The organism is Labilibaculum antarcticum, from assembly GCF_002356295.1.
GTDB classification, from domain to species: domain Bacteria; phylum Bacteroidota; class Bacteroidia; order Bacteroidales; family Marinifilaceae; genus Labilibaculum; species Labilibaculum antarcticum.
Genome location: NZ_AP018042.1, coordinates 1,894,591 through 1,912,643, shown reverse-complemented (window position 1 = coordinate 1,912,643; position 18,053 = coordinate 1,894,591). Strand labels below are relative to the sequence as shown.

Genomic DNA, 18,053 nt, shown 5'->3' with positions numbered 1-18,053 from the left:
TGGTTTGGTTTTAAGGAGACTTTTGCCAAAGTGGGAAAGCAAGGATCTTAAGAAGAATCAGCTATTAAAACCAAAAAAATAATACGAAAACAGTATGAACAATTCCAGACTTAGATACTTGTCAATTTTACTTGGAGTTTTGATTTTTGCCACTAGCTGTTCCAGCGGTGGAGGATCTGAACCGGAAATTGAATTGGGTGCTCCAATTGCCAATCAGGCGGCAAATGTTACTTCTTCAAGTTTTAAAGCCAGTTGGTCGAGGGTATATCGTGCAGATAGTTATCTGTTAGATGTGTCTGAGGATTCAGGTTTTGCTTCATCTCTAACAGGATACAATGAGAAATCATTGATTGCTTTGAACGAAGAAATTACAAATTTGGAAAGCAAGAAGGTTTATTATTACAGACTTAGAGCTGTGAATGGAACTGTTGTTTCCAGCTACTCGAATACAGTAGAGGTTACGACAACATTTGTTCCGGATCCCAATCTAAGCTTGAAAAAGGCGGCTGATACATTCTTAGTTGGAGTCTCAGTTCAATCGGGAAAATTGAATGGACAGTACGATGAAATTTACCGAAGAGAATTTAGCAGTATTACAGCCGAATGGGAAATGAAGATGAATGTGATGCATCCATCTGCTGGTACTTATGATTTTGGACCTGCCGATGCGATTGTTAAATATGGTGAGGATAATGGAATTAATGTTCATGGTCATTCTCTGATTTGGCACAATTCAACTCCTGATTGGGTGAAGAATTTTGCAGGAACAGATCAGGAGTTCGAAGACATGATTGAAGATTATATCACGACAGTGGTTACCCGATATAAAGGAAAAGTTACTTCGTGGGATGTGGTGAATGAAGGGCTGGAAGATGGTTCAGGAAATTTAAGGAACACAATTTACCGCCAAAAAATGGGCGACGATTACATTGCTAAATGTTACCAGTTTGTTCGTGCTGCCGACGCTGATGTATTGATTTTTTATAACGATTATAACATGATAACCGACCAAACAAAACAGGATGCTGTTTTTACTATGGTTGATGATTTTATTGCACGGGGAATTCCAATTGATGGAGTAGGATTTCAAATGCACATTTCTCACGATTATCCTGCCAAAGCAGATATTCAGAAAGCTACCGACCGAATTGTTGAAAGAGATCTATTGGTACATTTCTCTGAATTGGATGTAAGAGCAAATCCGAATAAGGATTTAACAAGTTTATCACCAGAACGATCGTTGTCGCAGAAAGCAAAAGTGAAAGAGGTTGTACAGGTATTCAACGGAATTCCGAACGGAAATAAGTATGCTTTAACCGTTTGGGGATTGAAAGATTCAGAAACCTGGTTGTTGGATTTTTATGGACATGTTGATTGGCCATTGCTTTTTGATGGAAATTACAATAAAAAGGATGCTTACTACGGATTTTTAGAAGGCTTGCAGTAAAAAGTAGAGTACTGAATTTTAATTACCGATTACTATGATTTTGAATAAGATATTTCCACTTTGTATTTTTCTCACCCTCTTATCCTGTTCCCAGGATGGGAAAAAAAATGAAAATATGAATTTGTCAATGGAAAAGCGTGCTGAATCTTTGGTTTCGCAAATGACTTTGGATGAAAAGGTTTCTCAAATGAGTTACGAATCTCCTGCAATAGAACATTTGGGAATTCCGGCTCATAATTGGTGGAATGAGTGTTTACATGGAGTTGCACGTGCCGGTTTGGCTACGGTTTTCCCTCAGGCAATTGGAATGGCCGCCATGTGGGACCGCGATCAGATGTTCGAAGTGGCAAATGCCATTTCCGATGAGGCAAGAGCGAAACATCATCAGTTTGCAAAAAATGGCAAGCGTGGAATTTATCAGGGATTAACTTTTTGGACACCCAATGTAAATATTTTTAGAGATCCGAGGTGGGGAAGAGGAATGGAGACTTATGGTGAGGATCCATACCTTACCGGAGAGCTTGGTGTTCAGTTTATAAAAGGCTTACAGGGCGACGATGAGAATTATTACAAAGTAATTGCAACAGCAAAACACTTTGTCGTTCACAGCGGACCAGAAGCAGAAAGACATAGTTTTAATGCAACTCCCAGTCAATACGACATGTTGAATACGTACAGTCCTCAATTCAAAAAAGTGATTCAGGAAGGTGGAGTGTATTCCGTAATGTGTGCCTATAATAGTTACAACGGACTGCCATGTTGTGGAAATAAGTCTTTAAGCAATCTTTTGCGCGAAGAGTGGGGATTCAAAGGATATATTGTGTCCGATTGTTGGGCCATTAACGATTTCTTTATGCCTGAAGCGCATGCAGTTACTACTTCGAAACAAGAGGCAGCGGCTATGGCGGTAAAAGCGGGAACAGATTTGAATTGTGGTGATTCCTACGTTGCTTTGGTTGAGGCTGTAAAAAATGGTTTAATTTCTGAAGCTGAATTGGATGTATCCGTTCAAAGATTATTGCTTGCCCGTTTAAAGTTGGGATTACTTGCACCTGAAGGAGTTGTGAAATATGAAAAGATACCCTATGATGTAGTTGATTCTGAAATGCATCGTTTACTGGCATTGCAAACAGCTCGAAAATCAATAGTCCTATTAAAGAATGAAGGCAAACTACTGCCTCTTGATAAATCGATTCAAAAAATTGCGGTTATTGGTTCAAATGCCAATGATTTGGAAGTTTTGTTGGGGAATTACAATGGCTATCCATCTTCACCGGTAACTCCACTCGAAGGAATTAAGCAAAAATTGCCAAATGCTGAAGTAAAATATGCGATTGGGTGCAAATTGGCTGAAGGTTTGCCAATTTTTGAAGCCATTCCTGCATCTGTTTTGTTTACCGATAAAACTTGCGCAACAAACGGATTAAGTGCTGAATATTTCAACAACAGCAAGTGTGAAGGCACTCCAATACATTCCCGTATCGATTTAAATGTTGATTTTGTGTGGCACACCAAGGCTCCTTATGAAGACTTGGCCTACGATAGTTTTTCTGTGAGATGGAATGGTGTCCTTAAAGTTCAGGAATCTGGAGAATACGCATTAGGTGGCGAGGGTTTCTTAGGTATGAAATTATTCTTTGAAGATTCTCTGCTGGTGGAAAGAAGCAATGTTCACCATCCACGAAAAGAATATGAATATGTGCATTTGGAGGCCAACAAGCCTTATCCAATTAAATTGGAATACATTCAAGATAATGTGGAGCATGCAATGATGCGCTTGTTATGGGAAAAGCCAAATAAGAATTTAGCTGAAGAGGCGATCGCAATTGCAAAAGAATCTGATGTTGTCATTTTCTGCATGGGAATTAGTCCGTTGTTGGAAGGAGAGGAGATGAAAGTGAAAGTGGAAGGGTTTGCTCATGGTGATCGATTGGATATCAAGCTGCCAAAAACACAAACAGCCTTAATGAAGGAAATCAAAAAGTTGGGGAAACCGATGGTTTTGGTTTTGCTGAATGGAAGTGCTTTGGCAATTAATTGGGAAAATGAAAACATACCTGCAATAGTGGAAGCATGGTATCCTGGTCAGGCAGGAGGAACTGCAATTGCGGATGTTTTATTCGGAGATTACAATCCGGCAGGACGTTTGCCATTAACTTTTTACAAAAGTGTTGATGATATTCCAGCCTACAGCGATTATGACATGCGAGGCAAAACTTACCGCTATTTTAATGGCGAAGCATTATATGATTTTGGATTTGGATTGTCTTATTCCGATTTCACTTACTCAAAACTTACAATTGTGGATCAAATTGCTCCGGGCGATTGTCTTGAAGTTTCTGTTTTGCTAACTAACAACAGTGATGTTGATGGAGAAGAAGTTGTTCAATGTTATGCGTCGAATCCTCAGGCAGGTGGTGTAAATCCGAATCGGTCATTGGTCGAATTTCAACGGGTAATGCTAAAAGCCGGAGAAAGCAAAACCATCAATTTCAGCATTGATGCAGATCAATTAACCGTAGTTGATGAGCAATTCAGAGAAATTGTGATGGCCGGAGAATTAAAAATATCTGTAGGAGGTGCACAAGCATCCGCCGAACGAATTAAGGAAAGAAAAGTACTAACGAAAACCATACATGTAGAAGGTGCTGCCTGCGTAATGGACAAATAAATAACCAAGCTTTTTAGTCGTAAAAAAATAGAACATTCAGGCTTTTAAAAAGAGTGTTACGGCCAATTTCATGTCCTTTTTTTTAAGAGGAGGAATGGTACTTCACAAATTCGAATTAACAAAAACAAACTATGAGTAAGTCCAATAAAATATCGATAAAAGAAAAGATTGGTTACAGTTTGGGAGATTTGGCTGCCAACCTAATTTTTCAAACCTTAATGACTTTCTTGGCATTCTTTTATACCGATGTGTATAAAATTCCGCCAGCGACAGCCTCTGCAATTATATTCGCAGGAGGAATGATTGGCGCATTTTTCAATCCAATAATGGGTGTAATAGCCGATAGAACCAAGACCAGATGGGGAAAGTTTCGCCCTTGGATTTTATGGACTGCTGTACCCTTTGGGGGAATGGCTATGCTAGCTTTTAGCACACCTGATTTTGGACCATCAGGTAAAGTTATTTATGCTTTGGGAACCTACATTTTACTGGTATTGGTATATTCAGCTAGTAACTTGCCTTATTCGGCTCTAAGTGGGGTGATTACAGGCGATATGAAAGAGAGAAATAGTATCTCATCTTATCGTTTTGTTGCCGTAATGATTGCTCAATTTATTGTACAGGCCTTGCTTTTACCATTGGTTTTAATTCTTGGCGATGGCGATAAAACAGTTGGATTTGAAAATACAATTGGAATATTTGCAGTAGTAGGAGTTGTATTTCTTTTAATCACTTTTCTCACAACCAAAGAACGTATAACACCTAATTCCGATCAAAATACTAGTGTAAAACAAGATTTTGCTGATTTATTTAAAAACAGACCTTGGATTGCAATGTTGGTTTTAACCATCTTTATTTTTATCACATTGTCCTTAAAAGGAGGAATGTATGTGTACTATTTCGAAAACTATATAGATGAACAGGCTTTGGCCGCGTTCTTAAATAATATTGGTTTTAATAGTTTCATCGATGGATTGAATAATCTTCTTACCAATATGGGATTGGTTGGTTTTCATTGGCCCGAAGATGTTTCTACATCTGGTTTTAGTTTGTTCAATGCCAGTGGAATTATTTGCATGATTATTGGAATTGGATTTTCTAAATTCTTTGCGGATAAATTTGGAAAGCGTGACGCTTTTGGAACAAGTTTATTTCTATCTGCATTATGCCTGCTAGCCTTTTACTTTTATTCACCACAATCCATCGCATTGGTATTCATAACTCAAATGGTTCATGGTTTATTCTACGGAGTATCTACACCACTGCTTTGGGCGATGATTGCTGATGTTGCTGATTATTCCGAATGGAAAAATAATCGTAGAGCTACAGCTATTATTTTCTCTGCAATGATCTTCGGATTAAAAGCCGGATTAAGTATTGGTGGCGCTTTGGTTGCTGGAATTTTGGCCATGTATGGATATAACGAACAATTGCTGACTCAATCACCAGAAACAATTGGTGGAATTAAAATGGCAATGAGTGTTTTGCCTACTCTTACCTTTTGTGTGAGTGTGGCCTGCTTGTTCTTTTACGATATCGATAAGAAAAAGGAAATACTGATTGAAAAAGAATTAACACTACGCAGACAAAATTCATAACCCTTTAAATAAACAAATTATGAAACTAAGAAATTATACGAAAGGACTTTTATTGATTTGCGCAACGACTGCAATCATGAGTGCTTGTTCAGAAAATAAATGCACATCCGAAGAGGGGATGAAAGATGCGATGAAAGATGCTTATTTAATAGGAACGGCACTAAATACACCGCAAATTCTGGGTGAAGATAGTTTAGCGCTTCAAGTGGTAACAAAGCATTTTAACGCTGTTGTTGCCGAAAATTGCATGAAAAGCGAGGTAATACAACCTGAAGAAGGAAAGTTTGATTTTAACTTATCGGATAAATTTGTTGAATTCGGTGAAAAAAACAACATGTTCATCACTGGTCATACCTTAATTTGGCATTCACAAGCTCCGGCTTGGTTCTTTGTCGATAGTTTAGGAAACGATGTTAGTCGCGACGTGATGATCGAGCGCATGAGAACACACATTTCAACAGTAGTAGGTCGTTACAAAGGTCGCGTAAAAGGTTGGGATGTTGTGAACGAAACCATTATGGAAGATGGAACCTTTCGCGATAGCAAGTTGGTTCAGATTATTGGAGAAGACTTCGTAAAGTTGGCTTTTCAATTTGCACACGAAGCCGATCCTGAAGCTGAATTGTATTACAACGATTACTCCATGTCTATTCCTGAAAAACGCGATGGCGTTATTCGCATGGTCAAAAAAATGCAGGAAGCCGGAGTACGAATTGATGGAATTGGAATGCAAGCGCATAGCTCAATTACTCTTCCAGATATGAATGAGTTTGAAAAGAGCATTGAAGCCTTTGCAAGTTTAGGCGTGAAGGTGATGATTACCGAATTGGATATTACGGTATTGCCTTTTCCCGATTTAAATGTTGGAGCAGATGTGGCAAAGAGTTACGAATTTAAACCTGAATTAAATCCATACCCAACGGAACTTACTGATTCAGTTTCTGTTCAGTTGAATAACAGATATGTTGAATTTTTCGAATTGTTCAACAAACATCAGGATAAAATTAGTAGGGTTACTTTTTGGGGAGTTAACGATTCACAAACTTGGCGTAACAATTGGCCCGTAGCCGGAAGAACTGATTATCCTTTGCTTTTTGATCGAAACAACAAGGCAAAAGGTGCAGTTCAAGCAATCATTAATTTGAAAAAAGAATCATAGCATAATTCAATAAATTGGGATTGTAAATCAGATTTTCGATACCATTCACGTGCTTAAAAAGGCTTGGCTGGCCAAAGCCGTGATTGGTTTCAAGAATAATTCAGATTGATTTTAGATTAACATAATTAGAATGAAAGAACCAAAGTACTTAGTAGAAGATTTGTATACTGCCGATCCAGCAGCACATGTATTTAATGGAAAATTGTACATCTATCCATCTCACGATATTGTAACAGGTATGCCAGAGAATGATAATGGCGATCATTTTGCGATGAGAGATTACCATGTTTATTCTATGGAGGAGATTGATGGAAAAGTAACTGATCATGGTGTAATTCTGGATGTAGATGATGTGCCTTGGTCGGGAAGACAAATGTGGGCTCCTGCAGCGGCAAGTAAAGATGGAAAATACTATTTCTACTTTCCTTTGAAGGATAAAAACGATATTTTTAGAATTGGTGCAGCGGTAAGCGATAAACCTGAAGGACCATTTATTGCAGAGAAAAACCCGATTATGGGTTCTTACAGCATCGATCCTGGAATGTTTGAGGACGAAGATGGCGAGCACTACATGTATTTTGGAGGTATTTGGGGTGGTCAACTACAGCGTTACCGCGATAACAAGGCAATTGAGCTAGGTGCAGAACCTGCCGATGAAGATCCTGCATTGTGTGCTAAAGTGGTAAGAATGTCTGACGATATGCTTGAGTTTGCCGAAGAACCAAAAGATGTAGTGATTGTGGATGAGGACGGCAATCCTCTGAAATCAGGCGATCATGATCGTAGATTTTTCGAGGCCGCAAAAATGCACAAGTACAAAGGGAAATATTACTTCTCTTACTCTACGGGCAACACGCATTTATTGTGTTATGCCATTGGAGATAACCCATACGGACCATTTAAATACATGGGAGAGATTTTATCACCAGTAGTTGGCTGGACTACTCATCATTCCATCTGTGAGTTTAAGGGCAAATGGTATCTTTTTTATCATGACTGTAAACCATCAGGGGGCAAGACCTGGTTGCGAAGCGTAAAGTTTGTAGAATTGGAGTACAATGAAGATGGTACTATTAAACCCATGGATGGAATGGCTTAATGAGCTTTATTTTTTCATAGAAGGTTAGTGAAGGTGTGTTGGGGAAATTCTTCAATACACCTTTCTTATTTTTAGAAGTTTGGTGCAATAAGTGAAGACCTTATTTAATATGAAACGACCATGTAAAAAGTATTACACACAGGAGAATTAGTGTAATTGGGGAATTCCATATGGCAAAAACTTAAAATTATAATCATATGAAATGTATGAACATGAAAAAGAAAATAATGAATAAATGGAAACAGGTAGTTGTATGTGTGATTCTATTAAATATGCAATCAGTGAATGTAATTGCACAGAATTCGTATTCTATTTCCGAACAACAAGATCGTTTATACCAGTATGCCGGAAATTGGGTAAGTACTATAAATGCAGATACAGATAGCATAGCAAAATTTCCAAATTTGAGAATGATTAATACCGCTAAGCTTGGGAAACAATCATTACAGGTAGAGGTGCAGCAGTATCGAAATGGGGAATATCATCCTATACTTGTTGAATTAATTGGTTACGATCATAAAACAGACAGAATTTTTGCTGCTGGTCATAACGAAAGTGGAGCATTTTTTACCGGTACAGGTGCATTCTCGTCTGAAAATACCTGGCTTATGCAGGATTCAGATTTGAATGGAAAGAAAACCATGAGCGTTGCATTTGAGTTTTTGAATTGCACTGAAGTAATTGTTGAAGGTTTCGATAATGCCAACAAGAGCTTATGGAAAACCAGGTATGTTAAAGCCAATTCGAAAGAGAAGAATATTGGTGTTCAACTGGTATCGGTGCACGATGAAATGTTGAAAGATCCAATTGGTACGTTGAAACTTCTTGGAAGAATGGGATACGCTTTTGTAGAGACTTTTGTATACGATAATGGTTTGTTTTATGGCATGAGTCCGACTCTGTTTAAAGAAGAAGTGGAAAAGGCAGGAATGAAGTTCCTTGGGTCGATGACCTTTCATAATCTTCCGGTAAAAGGAAAGTGGGATGAGTCATTGAAATGGTGGGGAAAATGCATAAACGATCATAAAAGAGCGGGAGTTGCTTACCTATCCACTTCTAACAATCAAATTAAGGGAATAAAAACGATGGCTGATTTGCAAAACTTCTGCGATTATTACAATGCCATTGGGAAACTTTGTGCTGATAATGGGCTGCAATTTGTATTTCATAACCATGCTGATGAGTTTTTATTTGTTGACGGAGTTTGTGTTTACGATTATTTTTTACAAAACACAGATCCTGATCTTGTTTTCTTTCAAACAGATTTTTACTGGATGAATAGAGCAGGAGTAAATCCTGTAGATTACTTTAAGAAATATCCCAAACGATTTATAAGTTGGCATGTGAAAGATGATCAGGAATTAGGCGAAAGTGGTAAGATCGATTTTGCTGAAATATTTGAATATCAAAATAAAATAGCACTTAAATATATTCTTACAGAAGTGGAGGATTATAATTTTCCACCTTTATATAGCGTGAGTTTAGCATGGGACTATATTAATACTTACTATCAAAAACAATAAATAAATGTTGCGAAATTTAGTTACTATTTGTACTCTTCTTTTTTTAGTTTTTGTGCTTTTAGCAGGCACACCTGGTGGAGATATTCAAAACAAAGTTCGATTTTATTCTTTTTCTTATCAGGGAAAAGATTCCTTTTATACGGATAATCCATTGGATTCAAATGAATTTTACAATCCTATTTTGCCTGGTTTTTATCCCGATCCATCCATCTGTAAAAAGGGAGATGATTTCTATTTGGTGAATTCCAGTTTTTCCTTTTTTCCAGGCATTCCGGTTTTTCACAGCACCGATTTAAGCAATTGGGAACAGTTGGGCCATGTGTTGGATCGACCAAGTCAGCTGAATTTGGATGGTTTGGCGATTTCGGAGGGTGTTTTTGCTCCTGCGATTACCTACAACAAGTTTAACGACACCTTTTATGTAATTGGAACAATTGTGCAGGGAAGTTGGAATTTTATTGTAAAAGCAAAAGATCCTGCTGGACCTTGGAGTGAACCAATTTTTTTGCCTCAAATTGAGCAAATTGATCCTTCCTTGTTTATTGATGAGGATGGAAAGGCTTATATCGTTCATAACTCCGAACCCGATGGGGAGGCGCTTTACGATGGACACAGAACCATTCGAATGTGGCAGTACGATTTGGCTACCGATAAGGTAATTGGGGAAGGTAAAGTGATTGTAAATGGCGGTACTGATATCAGTAAAAAACCGATTTGGATTGAAGGGCCACACCTTTATAAAATAAAAGGATATTACTATTTGATGTGTGCCCAAGGAGGAACCGCTGAAGATCATTCCGAAGTAATTTTCCGAAGCGAAAACGTGAATGGTCCTTATATTTCCTACGAATACAATCCCATTTTATCGCAGCGTCAGTTGAGTTCCGATAGAGAATATCCGGTGACTTGTACTGGTCATGCCGATATTATTCAGGATAATAATAACAATTGGAGGGGCGTGTTTTTAGGCTGTAGGCCTTACGGCGATAATTATTTTAATACCGGACGAGAGACTTTTTTATTGCCTGTTAGTTGGAAAGATGGATGGCCGGTGTTTTTAGAATCAGATAAAGCTGTTGGTTTGATTCAAGAAAAAACTGGATTAGTTTCGACAATCGAAGAAGCTAATATTGTATCAAATGGGAATTTTACAAAAACAGATCATTTCGATTCGGACACTCTTGGTTTGGAGTGGAATTTTATTCGCACACCTCACACGAAATGGTATCGAATCAATCCCCAAGAAAAATTTTTAGAAATCGATTTGATCGAAACCAACATTTATGGAAAAGGCAATCCTGCTTTCATCGGTCGCAGACAGCAACATGCTAATTTCGAGGTGCAGGTTGAAATGGAATTTCATCCTGTTAAAGATAAAGAAGCTGCTGGTTTGGTTTGTTTTCAGAACGAATCACATCATTTTTTCTTTGGAAAGGTACAGGAAAAGGGCAAAACCTATCTTCATTTAGAAAAGGCCATTTCTGGAGGCAAAACCCCAGGCGAGCTGTTGATTAATCAATTGGAGTTGATTGATAATTCGAAAGTATCGCTAAAAATTGAGGGGAAAGGCAAATACTACAATTTTTACTATTCGTTTGATGCTGAAACCTGGATTTTATTTTCAGGAAATATTGACGCAAGTCTGTTGAGCACAAAAAACGCAGGCGGTTTTGTAGGTACTTATATCGGAATGTATGCTTCCTCAAATCATTAAGTAAGAGCTTAGGCCGTCAGCGGTTTTTTTACCCTGACGGTGCTTTTTTAATATTTATTCCGATGATTCGACATGGAGTCCAGAGATCGGGATCTGTGCGGATAAGGATGCGTAATTCGAATAAATAATCACCTTATTTTTCTACTTCATTTAATAACTAATTATAAAAAAATGAAAAACCACTTATTACTATTCTCTTTGGCTTTTTTACTTTTTGTCTCGTGTAAAAAACAGGGAGATAAAACGACTGTTAGTATTGTGAACGCTGAGTTTTACATGAATGGGAAACCCACTTTCGAAGGGAAGGTATGGCGAAATAATTCATTGCAGGGTTTGTTGCCCAATGTGAGAATGGTGCAAGGAATTTACGATGATTTAAACCCGGAAACAGTAAATCGTTGGGCCTATCCGGACACTAAAACTTGGGATGCTGACAGAAACACAAAAGAGTTTATTGAAGCAATGCCTTTGTGGAAGGAGAATGGTTTGTTGGCTTTCACCATTAATTTGCAAGGTGGGAGTCCCGAAGGATATTCGGAAACGCAGCCTTGGCACAACTCGGCAATTACCGAAAAAGGAGAATTACGCCCCGATTATATGAAACGCCTGAAGCTGATTTTAAACGAAGCCGATCATTTGGGAATGGTTGCTATTGTTGGGGTGTATTATTTTGGGCAGGAGAGAAGAATGGAAAGTGAAGAAGCCATAAAAACGGGTTTGATTAATGCTGTTGACTGGATTTTAGAAAACGATTTTCGAAATGTCTTGCTTGAAGTCTGCAACGAGAGTTCATTTCTATATTCTCATCCCATTCTTCAAGAAGAGCGGGTGCATGAGTTGATTCATTTGGCCAAATCGCGTCAAGTAAATGAAAGAAGATTATTGGTGGGAACCAGTTTTCTGGGAAATTATATTCCCACAGATAAAGTTGCTGCTGTTTCTGATTTTATTTTAATTCATGGCAATGCAGTAGAGAAATGGGAAGGTATTGTGGAGCAAATTGATAAAACCAAAGCTTTAAAAGGCTATAAAGGGCAACCAATTGTCTATAACGAAGATGATCATGAAGATTTTGATCAGCCAATGAATAATTTTGTAGCAGCTACAAGTCAGAAAGCATCCTGGGGCTATTTCGATTATCGCCGAAAAGGGGAATCATTTGAATGTGGATATCAGAATCCACCTGTTGATTGGGGAATCAATTCAGAACGTAAAAAGGCGTTTTTTAAAATATTAAGTGAGTGGAAATAAAAATTGAGCCCGTCAGTGGTTTTTTTATCCCTGACGGTGCTTCTTAAATTCCTAATCTAATGTTTCGGGTGAAAATATTACGGAGCTCTGCACCTCTGCTTTATTGTGATTTTGTGTTCTACAAATATCGTGGTGCTCTGCACCATTCCTCCATGGCGTGCTGTAAATTAAAGCAGCAGACTTGCGAAGCATTTGTAGTTTAGATAGATACAGAATAAACAAAAGGTGCAGCGCACCGAGGTAATGATTGATGAAAAGTTCATTCCTTAATTTAGGAAGAAAGAGGTGCAGAGCACCAATATATTTGTAGAATAGATAGTACGATCACGAATAAAAGGTGCGGCGCACCGTAATATGTATTGCACTATTTATCACTGATTACTGTTCCCTGTTCACTGTTTATCGAAATACTTACTCGGAGTCTTCCCATACAACTTCTTAAAGCAAGTACTAAAATACTTCGGATCATCAAATCCCGATAAGGTAGCCACTTCGTTGATGTTGTATTTGCCTTGCTGCAGCAATTCTACAGCACGCTTTAAACGAATCACCTTCACAAAGTCATTTGGTGTTTGTCCAATTAGAGCTTTCAATTTTTCGTAGAGCAAACTCTTGCTCACACCCATTTCCTGAGCAAAATCGGTAACGGCAAATTTGGGATTGTCCATTTGATTTCCGACCAATTGCATTGCTTTTTCGATGAACAATTTATCTTGTTCGTTGGCGTAAGTCGTATCTATTGCAATTGATTCGCTGGCATTCAGAAAGCGCTCTTTTGCGCGCATCCGGTTACGAATCAGATTATCGATTTTGGTTCGCAGAATCAGGATGTCAAAAGGTTTGGTGATGTAATCATCAACCCCGGTTTGCAGACCTTTCATGATATCTTCCTTCTCGTTCAATGCCGATAGTAAAATCACGGGTATGTGCGAAGTCTCAAAATTGGTTCTCACCTTATTACTCAATGTAATACCATCCATTTCAGGCATTTTTACATCCGAAATAAGTATGTCTGGTTTTACTTTTGTGATTTCGTCTAAAGCCACTTTCCCATTCTCGGCTACAAAAACTTTGTAGTGTTCGCTCAAACTGGTATACAGATAATTGCGTAACTCATCATTGTCTTCGACGATTAGAATTTTGGACATCGTTTTATGTTCTGAGTCGGGTTTCTGAACCGGATCAGTATCAATATCCATGTGCTCAACTTTAATCTCCTTAAGAGCTTTTGTTTCGATATAGCTAACCCCTTTCCCAAAATGAGTTTTGCCATGTTTCAAGACTATTTTGAATTCAGAGCCTTTGTCTTCTTCACTCTCGAATTGAATTTTTCCTTTGTGCAGAGCCACATAGTTTTTTACCAAAAGCAATCCTATTCCCGTTCCTGGTACCTTTGAATTAATTGCATTTTCGCCACGATAATATTCTTGAAATAAATTCCGTTGTGCCTTTTTCGAAATCCCAATACCCGAGTCTTTTACTGCAATCGACCATGTTTTTTTATCCGCGAGAAGCGAAACCTGTATTGTTCCGTTGTTGGGTGTATATTTTATTGCGTTGGAAAGAAGGTTTTCAATTACCTTATCCATTTTTGAGCTATCGATCCATTCTTCCAGTTTTTTTGTGTCAGAATAAAAACTTAGAGCAATATTTTTTCGTTCGGCAAGGGTTTTAAAGTTCAATACCTTTCGGTTCAGTAAATCAACCATTTCCACTTTGCTCAAAACCAACTGACTTTTATCCAAGTCTGATTTTTGAAAGTCGAGTAACTGACATACCAGAGCGTTTAGCTTGTCGAGGTTGTTTACCGATAAATTAAGGTAATATTTTCCTTTTTCCGACAAACCTTTTTCCATTTTTAGCTCATTAAGCGGTGCACTAACAAGCGTTAGCGGAGTTCTGATATCGTGTGCCGTATTGGTGAAGAAATTGATTTTATCTTCGGAATTTTTCTTTTTAATTCGAATTTGCAAATAAATAAAGATCCAGCGAGCAAGTAAGATCACTAAAAGGACATACAGTAATTTTGCCCAAATTGTATTATAGAAAGGAGGTTGTACAGTAATCTCAATAATTTTCTCATCCAAAACATCGTCGGTAGAGTAATTCAAAGCTTTTAAGTGAAGCGTATAATCTCCTGGTGATAGGTTCGTGTAGTTTATTGATTTTCCGAAAGAGGGGGAACTCCAGTTTTCATCCAGTCCGTTCAGCTTCCAGGTGTATTTTATTTCATCAGAATTAAAAAAACTGATGGATGTGTAGGCAATAAAAAAGGAGTGTTGGTAATGTTTTAACTCCATTTTTTTTGTGTTGTTTATCGATTTTATTAGAGGAGAACCTTCCTCGTTTGGAAAAACTACTTTGTTGAACAAGCCAAATTCTTCGAGATAGATACTGGCTTTTTTCTCGTGTGTTCTGATATCTGAAGGATAAAATCGGGTCACCCCATGATAGGATCCAAAAAGAATTTCGCCTGATTTACTTTTGAATCCTGCAGATTGATTAAAGGTTTTATCTGAAAGACCGTCTTCCGTCGAAAAATTTTTGAAACTTTCATTCTTGGTGTCAAAACGGGAGATTCCATTCTCGGTACTGAGCCACAAGTACTTCCCATCAGGAATGATAGAATAAATTTGATTTGAAGGCAATCCATTGTCGACCGTAAAACCTTTCGATTCTTTGGTATTTCTGCTGTATCGGAAAAACCCAGAACCTCGTGTTCCGTAGTATATATATTCCGTTTTGTCCGGATAAACACTGTAGATTTTATACCGTCGGGAAATTAGATTGAGCAGGTTCGTGTTTTTGTCGAATACGTAAAGTCCCTGAGTGCCACCAATGCATAATTCTTGCTTGTTGATTTCTTCAATCGAATTAATATTCAGTTTGTTGTATTGTATAAAAGATTTTGTTTCGTAATTGAACTGACAAAGTTTTCCATCCCGTCCGCCAATCCAAATATTCTTATCGGAGTCTAAAGTAATCTCGAAAATATAATTTGTACCAAGAGATTGATTATCGTCGGTATCGTGAGTGTAATGCTTACTGATTTTGAAATCGGGACTAATGACATAAGCCCCTATTGAATAGGAACCAGCCCAAATGTTACCATCTGCATCTTCGCAAAGGTCCAAAAACACGTTGGTTTGATTACTCGAACTCTTAAAAAAGTGTTGCCACTTCTTATTTCTTTTTTCCAACAAGCTTACTCCGTTGTTGGTTCCAAACCATAGATTTCCCTTTCGGTCTTCAATCACACTGTTCACAATGCTGTTGCCAAGCGATTGTTCATTGTTAATTTGATGACTGATAATTTTAAAATTTAAAGCCGAAGGATCAAGAATGTTTATACCTCCGGTATAGGTGCAAATCCATATTCGATTCTCTTTGTCTTTGTAAATATCGTATACACCATTGCCGTTCAGTGTGAACTGAGTATCTTCATCTTCCTGATAAACTTCCTTTATCTTGTGGCTTTTCTGATCGACCAGATAAACACCCATTCCATCGGAACCAATCAATATTTCGTCTGCATTTAGCAATTCAAATTTTCGAATGGGAACTTTAGGAAAGTTGGGGTTGATCTTTTTCAGATCCACAATCTCTTTGCTATCCATATGGTAGCAGTAAACACCATCGGAAAAAGTTCCGATCCATATTGTTTTCGTTTGATTGTTGAAGTATAAGCTGTTTATTCTTTGGTTGTCACCCAAATTGATGTCCAGATCCTGCATTACATTTTGCTCCGTATTGTACAGGAAAATTTTGTCGAAAGTAGAGCATAGTAAACTATCCTTACTAATGCTGTAAAGCGAAGTAATAAAGGCCTGTTTTAAAGGATATTTTGAGAATTGCTCGAGCTTTTTATTTTTTAAAAAGAAAAGACCATTATCTGTTCCTACCCAAAAAGTATTTTGAGAATCGAAGCAGGAAGCGTTGATCCACAACTCGGAATGATACTTGTTGCGGTGAAAATTATAAAATACTTCGAATTGGTCGTTCTGATAATTGAATCGATAAATCTGTCCGATGTCGCTATAGGCCCAAATTAATGAGTCTTTATCCAGCTTTAAATAGAAATTTTCAGGCGCATTATCACGTGGGGTAATTGGAAGCGTATAGTTTTTTATGGTTTTTCCATCGAAGCGGTCGACACCTGTCCTTGTCGAGATCCAAATAAATTCTTTTTTGTCCTGCAATACATTTACCGTTTGCCTACTGCTTAAACCTTGTTCCACATTAATGTGTCGAAACTGTTGAGCATTCAGAAAGTTGATTCCTGCAAAAAGGAAGATAAATAGTAGTGAGGTATGTAAAGTTTTGATTATCATTCCGCTAATTAAAGTGTTGCAAACAGAAATTCAGTATACGAATTTCCATTCTACAGAGTTTGGCAAAATGTTGGGGGTATCACAATTTTAGCTAAAAAATACGGGAATCACAAGGATAATAAGGAAGTGTGAGAGGCGAATTAATATTTTTATCAATTCTATTTATTAGGTTTTATTTTATTTATTCCCTTAATAACTACATTGCCGGTTCCGTATTTGTTACAAGGGTATTGAAATGCTCTTTTGCTCTTTTTTTTATCAGAAATGATATCGTAAAATTCATCTAAATATTTTAGCGTGCTTTTTATGTAGTCTTCTTCTAGCAGATGGCTGTTCTTGTATAAGTTGTAAATGTCTTCTTTAGCATCCTTGAAAACGGCAAAAGTAGATTCAAAATCCTCCATGTTTCGAAGACAATAGCCACGATATCTTCTTTGTCGAACCGAACGCATTTGCAACTCCTCGGCAGGTAAAGCATAAGGTGTATCTACAATACCCGAATGATCGAAATCGTAGGGAACAGGAATAAGTGCGGCGTTCTGCACACCACTAATTAACTTGATGTTGTGCAGATATTGGATGGACCAATCGGTATTTCCGATTAAAAATTGAAAGACTGCCATTTTTAAAAACATTTCGCGATCTGTTTTCTTAGGATTGAGATTAAGTCGTTTAACCAATCGGGATTGATTGCGTTCAGCCATGCAATTCTGATCTTCCAACAGAATTCCATACTTGGGATCGGTTGTTTTTCCTTTTTCGCTATCCTCAAAACAAATTGTAACCAATCTTACGCAGAAACTTTTCTCGCTAACTAGCTGGTAGATTTTATAAGCCAGGTATTCACGCAATACATATTTTTCATTTTGGCAGGCGGTTACCAGTTTTAGTTTATTTTGTTGGTAGAATAGTTTTCCCCCTGAATTGGGGAGGCTATCAAAATTGAGAAGAAGAGGAGGAATTCTGCAATTTTCCCTTAATTTACGAAAGTTCCCACGGGTTTTTACTCTGATATCTACCGATTGTGAAATCCCTTCGATGCCAAATGTAAATTGAAAAGGATGATACACCGCATTATCACCTCTGTCTTTAAATAATTTGCGAATATCGCCTTTCAGGCAAATTTCAAGAAGCTCATCACTTTCGAACAATGTATATTCATTGCAGGAGAGAGATGGAATAGAATCTTTTATTTGCCCTGCGCTTATCGTGCCAATAAAAATTGCAAGGAAGCATAAAATAGAGAATCGCATTTTATTA

10 protein-coding genes are annotated in these 18,053 nt (G+C 37.7%); 8 read left to right on the top strand and 2 right to left on the bottom strand.

Going from position 1 to position 18,053, the window contains the following annotated elements; translation table 11 throughout:
* Positions 1-94: 94 nt before the first annotated feature.
* From ALGA_RS07435 to ALGA_RS07400, 8 genes are all read left to right on the top strand, one after another.
* Positions 95-1,447, top strand: a complete 1,353-nt coding sequence (locus tag ALGA_RS07435) for an endo-1,4-beta-xylanase (protein ID WP_096428726.1) — start codon at positions 95-97, stop codon at positions 1,445-1,447.
* 115 nt (positions 1,448-1,562) lie between these two features.
* The gene (locus ALGA_RS07430; RefSeq protein ID WP_231706085.1) at positions 1,563-4,118 is read left to right on the top strand and encodes a glycoside hydrolase family 3 protein; all 2,556 of its coding nucleotides are present in this window, start codon (positions 1,563-1,565) and stop codon (positions 4,116-4,118) included.
* 131 nt (positions 4,119-4,249) lie between these two features.
* Positions 4,250-5,716 carry an MFS transporter gene (locus ALGA_RS07425; RefSeq protein WP_096428724.1) on the top strand — a complete coding sequence of 489 codons (1,467 nt, stop codon included), beginning with the start codon at positions 4,250-4,252 and terminating at the stop codon, positions 5,714-5,716.
* 19 nt (positions 5,717-5,735) lie between these two features.
* Entirely contained in the window at positions 5,736-6,875 is a 1,140-nt protein-coding gene (locus ALGA_RS07420; RefSeq protein ID WP_096428723.1) for an endo-1,4-beta-xylanase, read from the top strand.
* 130 nt (positions 6,876-7,005) lie between these two features.
* Positions 7,006-7,974, top strand: a complete 969-nt coding sequence (locus ALGA_RS07415) for a glycoside hydrolase family 43 protein (RefSeq protein ID WP_096428722.1) — start codon at positions 7,006-7,008, stop codon at positions 7,972-7,974.
* A gap of 212 nt (positions 7,975-8,186) precedes the next feature.
* Complete coding sequence (locus ALGA_RS07410) at positions 8,187-9,497, top strand: sugar phosphate isomerase/epimerase family protein (protein WP_162845398.1); 1,311 nt, start codon at positions 8,187-8,189, stop codon at positions 9,495-9,497.
* Between the two features lie 4 nt (positions 9,498-9,501).
* Entirely contained in the window at positions 9,502-11,211 is a 1,710-nt protein-coding gene (locus tag ALGA_RS07405) for a glycoside hydrolase family 43 protein (protein ID WP_096428720.1), read from the top strand.
* A 171-nt stretch (positions 11,212-11,382) separates the two neighbouring features.
* Positions 11,383-12,462, top strand: a complete 1,080-nt coding sequence (locus ALGA_RS07400) for a hypothetical protein (RefSeq protein WP_096428719.1) — start codon at positions 11,383-11,385, stop codon at positions 12,460-12,462.
* Between the two features lie 392 nt (positions 12,463-12,854).
* Here ALGA_RS07400 and ALGA_RS07395 read toward each other — a convergent pair whose 3' ends face one another.
* Together ALGA_RS07395 and ALGA_RS07390 are read right to left on the bottom strand one after the other, a co-directional pair.
* A complete protein-coding gene (locus ALGA_RS07395) occupies positions 12,855-16,793 on the bottom strand; it encodes a hybrid sensor histidine kinase/response regulator transcription factor (RefSeq protein ID WP_096428718.1) in 3,939 nt (1,312 codons plus the stop codon).
* Positions 16,794-16,951: 158 nt separating this feature from the next.
* Positions 16,952-18,046, bottom strand: a complete 1,095-nt coding sequence (locus ALGA_RS07390) for a hypothetical protein (RefSeq protein WP_096428717.1) — start codon at positions 18,044-18,046, stop codon at positions 16,952-16,954.
* Between the last annotated feature and the right edge of the window lie 7 nt (positions 18,047-18,053).